An 11,625-nucleotide genomic window follows, 5' to 3' on the forward strand; every position below is an offset into this window, starting at 1 on the left:
ACTCCCGCAACCGCTTCTGATAGCGTAAATGAAAACACCGCGCCGCCTAAAAGCGCGGGCGTTGGGTCGCCCCCCCCCCCCCCCCGAAGGCGAAAATTTTGGTTTCTGCCTACCAAAAGCCGTTTTATATCGTTTAGTCAAGTAAGAGAGGATTGGATTCTTTATAACGCTTTTGGAGAAAAACAGAGCGGATTTTATATCGACGTAGGAGCCGCCGATCCGCACTCGCTCAGCGTTACGAAACTCTTATATTCGCTAGGTTGGTGCGGTATCAATATCGAGCCTAGACCCGATATGTTTGCAAAACTGCAAGAGGCGCGACCTAGAGACGTCAATGTAAATCTCGGTTGTTCCGATCAAAAAAGCGAGTTGGAGTTCGCCGTTTATGGCGATTTAAGCAGTTGCGATCCGCAGACGATAGATAGCTTACGTCAAAATAACGCGGATTTCACAATGACAAAAACGCCCGTCTGGACGCTGACGGAGATTTTGCAAACATATCTGCCAACGCAAGATCAGGCGATTGATTTTTGCAAGATCGACGTAGAGGGATACGAAAGATATGTGTTGCTTGGTCTTGATTTCGCCAAGTTTAGACCGGCTGTATTCTGCGTCGAATCCACAATTCCCGGCAGTAGCGTGCCTTGCCATAAGAGGTTTGAGGACGTTCTTGTTAATAACGGCTATGAGATCGTCTATATATACAGTATTAACCGATACTACGTCGATATGCGCCGCGACGACGCGGAGCGTATTTTGGAAAACTTTCTGCGTATAGGGTGGAAAGAAAAAAAGATTAAAACGATAGACTTTAGAAATATGGGCGATTCGATTCGCAATTTTATTCGTTATCCAAAAAGAGCGCTTCGTCCCATCGGACGCTCCATCAAGGATATGTTGCGACTTAGGTAGAGGGCGCTTAAGGATTATTTGGGATTTGCTAAAATCGCCCTGATTTTAACTCGATAGAGGGAGTGGGCGATGAAAGAGATTTTCAGCCGCTTTAGCGTTCGTAAGTTTCAAGACAGGCAAGTAGAGCCTGAAAAGGTCGAAAAACTACTCCGCGCGGCGATGCAGGCGCCAAGCGCGGGCAATCAGCAGCCGTGGGAGTTCTTGATTATAACTAAGCAAGAGAGCAAAGAGGCGATAGCGAGTATCTGCCCATATAGCAAGCCGCTATTAGGCGCGCCGCTGGGAATTATGGTTCTGCAAAACGGCGCGAAACTACATTACCCCGAAAACGTTCAGCAGGATTTGGGCGCGGCGTGCCAAAATATTCTGCTAGAAGCCGTGTATTTAGGGCTTGGCGGCGTTTGGATGGCGATTATGGACATTAAGCCGCAGATGAAGGGGATCAAAGAGCGTTTCAAACTACCCGATCATATAGAGGCGTTCGCCACGATCGCGATCGGCTACCCCGCCGAAAGCAAAACGCCTAAGCTCCGCTACGACGAGAAGCGCGTCCATTACGAGGCATACTAAGATTGGAAATCGAGCTTTACAACTTAAATATCGAGCGCGCCGTTTTAAGCTCGATTCTCTTTGAGCCGTCTTACTACGCCGACGCGGCGGAGCGGTTGACGGAGCGCGACTTTTACCTACCCGCGCATCAGGCGATCTTCGCGGCTATGGGCGAATTAAACGCCGATCGCGTCCCGATCGACGAGGAGTTTTTGCGTAAAAGGCTAATTAAAAGCGCTCGATACGACGAAAACGTCATGTTGGACATTTTGGCTACCACGCCGCTGTCCAACACCTACGCCTATATCGACGAGATTAAAGAGCTGGCGTTAAAGCGCGAGATTATTAAGCTCACCACCGAGATTAAACAGGTAGTTTACGAAGAGCAACTTGACGCGGCGGAGTCGATCGATCGCGTGCAAAAACGGATATTTGAACTTGGAAACGACGCCTCTTCCAAGCAATTTAGAAGCGGCGAAGAGATAGCCGCTTCCGCGCTGGAAAGGATCGAGGCTATCAAGGCGCGCGGCAACAAACTTGTAACGGGCTTGGACACGGGCTTTCACGGGTTAAACAAAATGACTAACGGCTTTCACGCGGGCGATATGATTGTGCTTGGGGCGCGTCCTAGCATGGGCAAGACCGCGTTTGCCGTGAATCTTACCGCGAACGTTTTAGGAAACGACGAGGGCGTGGCGATCTTCAGTCTTGAGATGTCGGCGGAGGACCTTATGTTCCGTCTCTTGTCGATCAAGACAGGTCTGCCCATGAGCAAAATCAAGGTGGGCGATCTCGACGACAACGAATGGGCGCGCTTACTCGACGCGGCGGATTTTTTTGGGCGGAGCAAGCTGTTTGTGGACGACGATTCGTCGCTGAATATCAATAAACTTAGAAGCCGTCTTAGGCATTTGAAAATACAGCGTCCCGAAATCAAATTGGCGATTATCGACTATATAGGCTTGATGGCGGATCAAAATCGCGCGGATACCAATCGGCAACAGCAGATCAGCGATATTTCGCGCGGGATTAAAATTCTAGCGCGGGAACTTGAGATACCAATCCTTGTCTTGTGCCAATTAAATAGAGGGCTGGAAAACCGCGACGAAAAGCGCCCGAAGCTCGCCGACATACGCGAAAGCGGTTCGATCGAGCAGGATGCGGATATTGTGATGTTTGTTCATCGCGAGGACGTTTACGCCGCGAAAGAGGAAAAAGAAAAGAAGAAAAAGGCGCTAAAAGAGGGCAAAGACTATCGATCGGAGTTTAAAGAAAAGCCCGAAGAGGAAGCGGAGATTATTATAGAAAAGCACCGAAACGGAGAGACCGGCACAATTAAGATGATCTTCCAAAAAGCCTTTACGCGCTTTATTGACGACGATCTTCATTTAAGCGCGCAGACTCGGTATTACCGCGATACGCGCGTAGAAGTGGAATACAAAAACGCGGATATGCCGCCGCTTTAGTGGAACGGCTCGATCTATTTTATTCGTTCAAATCGCTCGCCCTATTTATAGCCGTTTGCGCGGCGGCGCTTAGCGTTAATCTGTTTTTTGAATACAGCCGGTTTTTGGAGCTGAAAAAACAAAAGTTTTGCGATATTAACGCCACGATCGCAAGGCAGACGCTAAAACTAAATAAAAACGGCAAAGCCTATTGGACATTGCGTCTTGAAAGCAAAGAGCGCGGCGTATTTTTTACCTCCACTTTTGAGGATTTGCGCGACGATTTAACTAAGAGCGACGTCTCTCTTACGATCATAACGGAGAATATCGGTTTTCTCGACTTTATGCGAGGTTTCTACGCGCCTAGTTTTAAGATTTCGATCCTGCCGTCGTTTTATGAAGTAAAAAGCGATAGCCTATACGATCGCGCCGTATCGTTTATCGCCGATCAGCACGAAAACGCGTATATGCGCGAGCTATTTCCAGCGATATTTTTCGCTTCGCCGCAAAGCGCGGAGCTAAGATCGGCGGTAGTCAAATACGCCGCCGCTCATCTAATCGCTTTGAGCGGTATGCATTTAAGCGTTTTGTCGCTGGTTTTGGGCGCGCTCGTAGGCTTTCCGTATCGCATATTGCAGTCGAGGTTTTTCCCTTGGCGAAACGGTTTCTACGATCTCAGCGCGATCGCGATCGCCGTTTTTGGAGTTTATCTTATTTTTACGGGCGTGGTTCCCTCTTTGCTTCGAGCTTACGCGATGTTTATATTCGGACTGTTTCTGTTTGCTAGACATATTAAAGTCGTTAGTTTTGAAACGCTTCTTATCGTTTCGCTCGCGCTGATCGCCTTCGCGCCGAGACTGCTTTTTTCGATCGGATTTTTGCTTAGCGTCGCGGGCGTGTTTTATATATTTTTATATCTGCGGTATTTTGGCGATCGATCTAAAATCGCGATCGCGATCGGCATGTCGATCTATGTCTTTGCCGCCATGCTTCCGATTGTGCATTATTTCTTCCCTCCTACGGCGCATACGCAACTGCTTAGTCCTATATTGACGCTAATTTATACGCCGTTTTATATTTTAGAGATTATTTTGCACGCGATCGGTTTAGGCGATCTATTAGATTCCGCGTTGATCGCCTTTTTTAACGTTAGCGTTTCTCAGTGGGATTTTTCCGTTCCGCTTTGGCTATGCTTAAGCTATATCGCGCTTAGTCTCGCGGCGATATTTAGTCATTACGCGCATTATGTTTTTGTAGCGACGCTTATTTTGTGGCTATTCTGGCAGTATTTGCTTACTCCCATGCGGCTTTAATTTTACTTTTTCCACTCGATATGTCCGTTTACATTATTCCGTTCAAACACCTCTAATATCTCTTCGCAAAAACGTTTGGTTTCATCATCGCCCAAAGTTTTAGAGAGTTCATACAAGCGAATAAACATCTTTTTACCGGTTTCGGTTTGCTTATAATGCTTCTTTTTAATATTATGTTGCGCGCACAACGTTTGAGCATTTTCTATCGTCGCTTTGCCGCCAAGTTCTTTTGGTATTATGTGATCTACGCATAACTCCACGCCGTTTTTGCGCCCTCTGCCGCATATAACGCAACGATAGCCGTCGCGTTTCAAAACAGCTTCTTTTTGCTTTTGGGTGAAATCTTCTAAATATCGGTTTATAATAAGGCTGGGATCGTAACGATATACGCCTTTGCAGATCTTTTGCAATTTACCATCTTGGTGTAATTTTCTAATTTGTCTATCGGGGTCTCTATACGGTTTTCCCGTTATTTCTTTCCATTTTGCCGTTGCCCAATCCACAACTTCCGCATGTTTTATGTCCCTGTTTGGATTATTTTCAAAAAACTTGAATATAAGTTCGGTTTGCGTCATTTGCAGTTCCATATTTCAATTTCGCGCAATATCCTTTTTCTGGATAATTCGCAATAATTTTTATCGATCTCTAACCCAACGGCGACTCTTTTATTGTTTATGGCGGCGATCATAGTCGTGGCGCTGCCAGAAAACGGATCAAACACCACATCGCCTACATAGCTGAATAGTTTAATCGCTCTATAGGGCAGTTGCATAGGAAACGGCGCCGGATGTCCTATACGCTTTTTGCTCTCGCCATTAAACGTCCATAATCCGTTTGTCCACTCCATAAACTCTTTTTTGTCTATGTCGGAAATGCGAGAGCCGCGAGTTTTCTTCCACTCTTCCTTATATAACACTACGACAAGCTCTACGGGCGCTATCACAAACGGAGATGAAGCCGAAAGCCATGATCCCCACGCGGTACGTCTTGAGATGTTACCTTCGTTCCAAACGATTGTCGAATGATATTTCCAGCCAACATCTTGCGCGATTCTTGTTAAGTCGGCGCCGACGCTTTTTTGCCCGCCCTTATTTTTATCAAGCGGGATATTTAGTAAAAAACGCGCTTGCGGAGCGCTCCATATCAAACAATTTTTGATCCAGCGTTCAGAAAAAGCCAAATACTCTTTATAAGTTAATGCGTCGCTGTTTGAGCCGTATTGAATATCCACGTTATAGGGCGGCGACGTTACGATCAGATCGGCGAACTCGCTGCAAAAGGTATCGGTTTCCAGCGCGTCGCCGCGATACAAAACGGCGTTTGAAAACCTGAAGTACTCGTCTTGCGCATTGCCAGGAGATATAACCCGCTCTTGCGCTTTTATTATCTTGATATTACTCATACTTACTTATCGTAATTTCTCTGGGACTTGCGTAGCGTTGATATAATAGCGCTTATGACTTTACTGGGACGCTACGAAGCGGGCGAAAGCGCGCTTATCGCCGCGTTCTCGTATTTTATAAACAGATTGGATCGAGCTTTCTTGCGCGTTTTGCGGAGTTATCGGTTAGATCGCCGCGAGGCAGGCTGCGCGCGGGCTGGCAAGCAAGACGCGCCGCCGTTTAATCTGTTAGATCGGCGCTCTTTTTAACGTTAGCGTTTCTCAGTGGGATTTTTCCGTTCCGCTTTGGCTATGCTTAAGCTATATCGCGCTTAGTATCGCGGCGATATTTAGTCGTTACGCGCATTATGTTTTTGTAGCGACGCTTATTTTGTGGCTATTTTGGCAATATCTGATTGTTTTTATCGCCGCTTAGCCGACGAGTCACGACGATCGCTTCTTTGAGCTTTGATTATCTTTAAGGTAATCGGATAATTTGACGCTGTTGGCGCGAAGCAGCGCGTCGAACGCCTCGTCGTCTATTGGCGCGTTTTTGCCGTTGGAGTCGAGCAAAAGGTTGTTCTGCCCGATCAACAGTAGATACTCTTTGTCGCGAAAACGCGCTAGGAGAAAGCGGTTTTTGCCATCGATTGGTTTTTGCCATACGATCGACACGGTCTCTTCTTTAGTTTTGCCTAACAGCCACGAGCCGCTGGAGCCGCCTCTTAAAAGCCGAACCACGATCCACAGCAACAGAAGACAAGCTATGAAAATCCCCGCCAGCATATAGCTTTGCGTCAACTCAATACCGTCAAACGGCGATTTGGGAGGGGCGGCGTCGGCGTCCGCGCTCAAACGAATCGAGAGCGTTTTCTTATCGTCGGATATTACCGCGTTGGCTACAATCTCTCTTTTAGGCGAAATCCTTACGATAGTTTGCCGATCGCGAGGCGATACGCGAAGCGTCGAAACCAGATCGCCTTTTTTTGGCGCGAAAACATAGGGCGACGGAGTTTGCAACTCCTCTATCGTCAGCACGATTTGGGAGTCTTCGCGCGTTTGCGATATTTTGCCGTTAAACGCCGAATCCAGAAAAAGCGTTAACTCTAGAGTACCGTCGATAAAGTCCGTTCTAGCGTCTTTTACAGCCGCCGCGCATAACGCGGATAAGCACAAAAACCAAATAACGACGACTCGTTTCAATTTGTCTCTTTCGCAAAATAGTAAAGCGCCGCGTTAGCGTCTAGCACCTCGTTGACGCGGATCGCGAGATTTTTTTCATAAACCATCACCTCGCCGCGCCCGATAATCCGTCCGTTGACATATATTTCCACCGATTCGCCGGCGGGCTTGCCAAGATCGATTACCGATCCGCGCTCCAAATTTAGCACTTCGCGCAAAGGCAGCGTGGTTTGCCCTAAATCGGACACAAGCTCGATCTCCATCGCCAGCAACTCTGAAAAATCGGGGATCATCTCGTCGGCGTTTTTTGCCTCTTGATTCGTTTGGTTCGTCATTGCCGTTCCCGTTTAGCGGATATGGTAAATACGTCGTTAGCGAAAAGAAAATGTAAAATTATCTCCGCGTCGTTGCGAATCGGTTTTGATCCGCCCTCGAAACGCGGCGTCGATATGGCGAATTGTAATCCGCGATCGGAGGCGACGGCTTTGGCGCGTCCCGCGACGGCGTTGGACGCTTCCTTTAGCAGATCGCGCAACTCCTCGTCGCTCGGCGATTCTATATTTAGAAAGAGTCCCGCCATTTTTTTAAGAACGGGTTTTGAGATATGTATTTTTACGTTCCATCTTTCGTCGCCGATAACGTCGATACTAGCCGTCCAAGCGCGTTTGCGCGGCGTTGAAGCCGTTAACCTCGCCTTGTCCGCAAGCATTTCGCGAGCGAAATACTCGGCGGCTTCAACCAGAGCTTTCTCCAGATTCATATCTCCGCGCCTTTATCTAACCAAGCGTTATTTTAGCCGCGCGGGCTTAAAAGTATGGGTATAATTCGAGGTTTTGTAACAATCGGCGGAAAAAATGGAATATCTGTTATTTTTATGCGTCGGCGCGGTCGCGGGCGTAACATCGGGCTTTTTCGGCATCGGCGGCGGGCTTGTGGTCGTGCCGCTATGCGTTCTTTTGGGCGAGGGCGTGAAATCGGCGATCGCGCTTTCGTCTATGCAGATGACCTTTTCGTCGATACTGGGCAGTTATTCGCATATCAAAAACGGAATGTTCAGCCCCCGCGATTACGCGTGGCTTGGGTTAGGCGGCGTGAGCGGCGCGGCGCTAGGCGCGTATCTGTTAGGGTTCGTTTCGACGCATTTTGCCGCGCTATTTTTCTTGATTATGCTAATTATCGGCTTTTTGCGCATTGTAACCGCTAAAGCCGAAGGCGATAAAAACGCTAAAACGCCGCCGCATTTTTTGGCGTTTGCCGTCGGATTTCTCGTCGGTATCTACGCGGGAATGACGGGCGTTGGCGGCGGCTTTTTGCTGGTGGCGATTATGACGGGTTTTCTTGGCGCGCCGATCAAAAACGCGGTGGCGATCAGCCTCTTTTTCGTGCTTTTTGTAGGTAGCGGCGCGTTTCTGAGCTACGCCGTAAGCGGTATGATCGACTTTTATAAAGGCGCGTTTTTGTCGCTTGGCGCGCTTGGGGGCGTGCAAGGCGGCATTTGGCTCGCCTCCAAAACCAGCCCAAAACATCACAAATGGGCGGTCGTGATCGTCTATATTTTGATGATCGCGATTATGATCTACAAAATCGCAAAAGGCGAAATATGATCGACCATATCGATATTCGCGGCGCGCGCGAAAACAACTTAAAAAATATCAACCTTAAAATCCCAAAAAATAAATTGGTGGTTATAACGGGCATATCGGGAAGCGGCAAAAGCACGCTGGCGTTCAAAACGCTCTACGCCGAAGGGCAACGCCGCTATGTGGAGAGCCTCTCAAGCTACGCGAGGCAGTTTTTGGATCGCGTCGGCAAACCCGACGTGGATAAGATCGAAGGGCTTACCCCGGCGATCGCCATCGATCAAAAAACCACCAGCAAAAACCCGCGATCGACGGTGGGAACGATCACCGAAATCTACGACTACCTGCGCTTGCTATACGCGAGAATCGGCGTTCAACACTGCCATCTATGCGGCAAACCGATCAGCCGTATGAGCGCCTCCGATATAGTAGAGCAGACGCTAAAACTGCCCGAAAACAGCAAGATTATTATCGCCGCGCCGATCGTTAAAGAGAAAAAGGGCAGTTTTCACGACGAGATCGAGAGCCTGCGTCAGAAAGGTTTCGTCAGAGCGCAGATAGACGGCGTAACGGCGCGGCTAGACGAGGAGATCGAGCTTGCCAAAAACAAAAAGCACACCATCATAGCGATCGTCGATCGCGCGGTGGTCAAACCAGAAAACGCCGATCGCATAGCGAGCGCCGTCGAGCGCGCGCTCAAAGAGAGCTTTGGGCAAGCCGAAATCGAGGTGGAAAACGCCGAAGAGGTAGGCGCGGCAAAGCGCTACCACTACTCGGAGCATTTGGCGTGCTTTGACTGCAAGGTCAGCTTCGAGCCGCTAGAGCCGCTTAGCTTTTCGTTCAATTTGCCCAAAGGCGCGTGTCCCGCGTGCGACGGACTTGGCGCGCGCTACGCGATTAACGCGCAAAAGATCATTACCCCTTCGCTTTCGATCGCAGGCGGCGCGGTTAAAATCTTTTACAAAAATAGCTACTACGACAAGTTTTTAATCGCCTTTTGCGAACAGGCGAATATCAATATTCGCGTTCCGTTTGAAACCCTGCCGGAACACGAGCAAAAAGCTATCCTTCACGGATCGATTACGGAGGTTAGCTTTCATTGGAAATATCACCTGATCGAAAAGCAGTGGAGCGGTCTGCTCAATATCGCCTACGAGATGTTCAAAGACGAGCGCGATATTAACGAGTATATGATTGAAAAGCCGTGCGATTCGTGCGGGGGTCGTCGCCTGCGCCCCGAAAGCCTAGCGGTGCGCGTCGCCGGAATTACTATCGGCGAGGCGATCGATATGCCAATCGACGAGGCGTCGGCGTTTTTTAGCGACGAAAGTAAATTCGCCAATCTAAGCGATCAGCAAAAGACAATCGCTGCGCCGATCTTAAAGGAGATCAGAGAGCGGCTGTTTTTCCTAAACGACGTGGGGCTTGGCTATCTGTGCTTAGGGCGCGACGCGAGGACGATCAGCGGCGGCGAAAGCCAGCGAATCCGCATAGCGAGCCAGATAGGAAGCGGTCTTACGGGCGTGATGTACGTGCTAGACGAGCCGTCGATCGGCTTGCACGAGCGCGACACCGTTAAGTTGATTAGAACGTTAAAAAATCTGCGCGATCGCGGCAACTCCGTAATGGTAGTCGAACACGACAAAGAGACGATCGCGAGCGCCGATTTCGTGATCGATATTGGACCGGGCGCGGGCGGATTCGGCGGCGAGGTGGTTTTTGCGGGCGAGCTCGACGCGTTAAAAACGGCGAATACGGCGACGGCTGACTACTTATACGGACGCAAACGCATTGATCGCGCCAAATATAGAGAACAGACCGATTGGCTGGAGATCAAAAACGTAACGCTAAACAACCTTAACGATCTATCGATCAAACTGCCGCTTCGCAATTTCGTCGCGGTTACGGGGGTGAGCGGCAGCGGCAAAAGCACGCTAATTTTGCAAACCCTGTTGCCTGTGGCGCAGGAGCTGCTAAACCACGCGCGCAAGATCAAAAAGATTCAAGGGGTAACGATCGAGGGCATGGAGCATTTAGATAAGGTAATCTACCTCGACCAGTCGCCGATCGGGCGCACGCCGCGCAGTATCCCCGCGACATACACGGGCATGATGGACGATATTCGCGCGCTGTTCGCGCAGACGAAAGAGGCGAAAATGCGCGGCTACGGGGCGAGCCGTTTTAGTTTCAACGTCAAAGGCGGGCGGTGCGAAAGCTGCCAAGGCGACGGCGAGATCAAGATAGAGATGCACTTTCTGCCCGACATTATGGTCAAGTGCGACGCTTGCCGCGGAAGCCGCTTCAACCCGCAGACGCTAGAGGTCAAATACAGGGGCAAGACAATCGCGGACGCGCTAAATATGACGGTGGACGAGGCGCTGGAGTTTTTTGCGAGCCACCGCAAAATCTCCCAAAAACTCCAAACGCTGCAAAGCGTGGGTATGGGTTACGTTATGTTAGGGCAAAACGGCGTAACGCTATCTGGCGGCGAGGCGCAACGAATCAAGCTTTCAAAAGAGCTGTCGAGAATGGATACGGGACGGACGCTCTATATTCTCGACGAGCCTACGACCGGTCTGCATTTTGCCGACGTGGATAAACTCGTAGCCGTTTTGCAACACTTAACCGATCTGGGCAATTCGGTGATCGTGATCGAACATAATATGGACGTAATTAAAAACGCCGATTGGATCGTCGATCTAGGACCGGAAGGCGGGCGCGGCGGCGGACGGCTGATCGCCGAAGGATCGCCCGCCGTCGTAGCAAAAGAGCATAAAACTACGGGCAGTTACACGGGATTTTTTCTCGACAAGGAGTTTAATAGTTAGACGTTTAGCGCCGCAATCGCCTTTTAAAGCGATGAAGGCTCTAAATGGACGGATAGCCCGCGCGAGATTTCTTGACTAAGCGGCGTCTAGCGATATATTTTTGCAAATCCATCGCGGTTGGACAATTATTAAAGGTAGGTTTTATTTTAAGAGCGCGATAACTGTTTACGCTACGGACGGCGAACTTTTTGATAATGGAGAATCGATTTGGACGGAACAAATAATGACCTTCAGCATTTTAGCCTTTGAAGGGGAGTTTTTTATAGGGCGAGGTAGCGGCGGCGGACATGACAAAGCAATTGTAAAAAAATTAAAGCAGAACGACGAATATATTACGCTTACAAACAAACAGAGCAAAGCTGAAAGCGGGGCGCTAAGCGCGAAGGCTTTTTCTGATACCGACGAAAGTAGGCTAAAGCGGTTAGAAGATCAAGT

12 protein-coding genes are annotated in these 11,625 nt (G+C 49.2%); 7 read left to right on the top strand and 5 right to left on the bottom strand.

Annotation, left to right across the window (positions count from 1 at the left end):
• The 4 genes from LBF86_00750 to LBF86_00765 form a co-directional block, all read left to right on the top strand.
• Window positions 1-912: FkbM family methyltransferase (locus LBF86_00750; protein ID MDR0664040.1), on the top strand; the 912-nt coding region annotated here is incomplete at its 5' end.
• A gap of 69 nt (window positions 913-981) precedes the next feature.
• A complete protein-coding gene (locus tag LBF86_00755) occupies window positions 982-1,482 on the top strand; it encodes a nitroreductase family protein (protein ID MDR0664041.1) in 501 nt (166 codons plus the stop codon).
• A 2-nt stretch (window positions 1,483-1,484) separates the two neighbouring features.
• On the top strand, window positions 1,485-2,927 hold the full coding sequence (locus LBF86_00760; protein MDR0664042.1) for a replicative DNA helicase: 1,443 nt from the start codon (window positions 1,485-1,487) through the stop codon (window positions 2,925-2,927).
• Window positions 2,927-4,219, top strand: coding sequence for a ComEC/Rec2 family competence protein (locus LBF86_00765; protein MDR0664043.1), 1,293 nt, complete (start codon window positions 2,927-2,929; stop codon window positions 4,217-4,219). The genes LBF86_00760 and LBF86_00765 overlap by 1 nt, the downstream gene beginning before the upstream one ends.
• Before the next feature lie 2 nt (window positions 4,220-4,221).
• On the opposite strand, the gene LBF86_00770 is transcribed toward LBF86_00765, so the two are convergent.
• From LBF86_00770 to LBF86_00790, 5 genes are all read right to left on the bottom strand, one after another.
• Window positions 4,222-4,800, bottom strand: a complete 579-nt coding sequence (locus LBF86_00770; GenBank protein MDR0664044.1) for an HNH endonuclease — start codon at window positions 4,798-4,800, stop codon at window positions 4,222-4,224.
• On the bottom strand, window positions 4,791-5,621 hold the full coding sequence (locus LBF86_00775; protein MDR0664045.1) for a site-specific DNA-methyltransferase: 831 nt from the start codon (window positions 5,619-5,621) through the stop codon (window positions 4,791-4,793). Before LBF86_00775 ends, LBF86_00770 begins: the two co-directional genes overlap by 10 nt.
• 423 nt (window positions 5,622-6,044) lie before the next feature.
• Window positions 6,045-6,803 carry a hypothetical protein gene (locus tag LBF86_00780; protein ID MDR0664046.1) on the bottom strand — a complete coding sequence of 253 codons (759 nt, stop codon included), beginning with the start codon at window positions 6,801-6,803 and terminating at the stop codon, window positions 6,045-6,047.
• Window positions 6,800-7,117, bottom strand: coding sequence for a flagellar motor switch protein FliN (gene fliN / locus LBF86_00785; GenBank protein MDR0664047.1), 318 nt, complete (start codon window positions 7,115-7,117; stop codon window positions 6,800-6,802). Before fliN ends, LBF86_00780 begins: the two co-directional genes overlap by 4 nt.
• Entirely contained in the window at window positions 7,114-7,542 is a 429-nt protein-coding gene (locus LBF86_00790; GenBank protein MDR0664048.1) for a chemotaxis protein CheX, read from the bottom strand. Before LBF86_00790 ends, fliN begins: the two co-directional genes overlap by 4 nt.
• A 94-nt stretch (window positions 7,543-7,636) precedes the next feature.
• Between LBF86_00790 and LBF86_00795 the strand changes: the two genes are divergently transcribed.
• From LBF86_00795 to LBF86_00805, 3 genes are all read left to right on the top strand, one after another.
• A complete protein-coding gene (locus tag LBF86_00795) occupies window positions 7,637-8,386 on the top strand; it encodes a sulfite exporter TauE/SafE family protein (protein ID MDR0664049.1) in 750 nt (249 codons plus the stop codon).
• Window positions 8,383-11,190 carry an excinuclease ABC subunit UvrA gene (uvrA, locus tag LBF86_00800; GenBank protein MDR0664050.1) on the top strand — a complete coding sequence of 936 codons (2,808 nt, stop codon included), beginning with the start codon at window positions 8,383-8,385 and terminating at the stop codon, window positions 11,188-11,190. The genes LBF86_00795 and uvrA overlap by 4 nt, the downstream gene beginning before the upstream one ends.
• 223 nt (window positions 11,191-11,413) lie before the next feature.
• A partial coding sequence (locus LBF86_00805; protein ID MDR0664051.1) for a hypothetical protein occupies window positions 11,414-11,625 on the top strand: 212 nt, incomplete at its 3' end.

The sequence above is a fragment of the Helicobacteraceae bacterium genome (assembly GCA_031258155.1).
Lineage (GTDB): Bacteria > Campylobacterota > Campylobacteria > Campylobacterales > SZUA-545 > JAIRNH01.

Coding starts and splice junctions, on each gene's coding strand:
- LBF86_00755 (MDR0664041.1), top strand. CDS start 982: ATGAAAGAGATTTTCAGCCGCTTTAGCGTTCGTAAGTTTCAAGACAGG.
- LBF86_00775 (MDR0664045.1), bottom strand. CDS start 5,621: ATGAGTAATATCAAGATAATAAAAGCGCAAGAGCGGGTTATATCTCCT.
- fliN (MDR0664047.1), bottom strand. CDS start 7,117: ATGACGAACCAAACGAATCAAGAGGCAAAAAACGCCGACGAGATGATC.
- LBF86_00790 (MDR0664048.1), bottom strand. CDS start 7,542: ATGAATCTGGAGAAAGCTCTGGTTGAAGCCGCCGAGTATTTCGCTCGC.
- LBF86_00795 (MDR0664049.1), top strand. CDS start 7,637: ATGGAATATCTGTTATTTTTATGCGTCGGCGCGGTCGCGGGCGTAACA.
- uvrA (MDR0664050.1), top strand. CDS start 8,383: ATGATCGACCATATCGATATTCGCGGCGCGCGCGAAAACAACTTAAAA.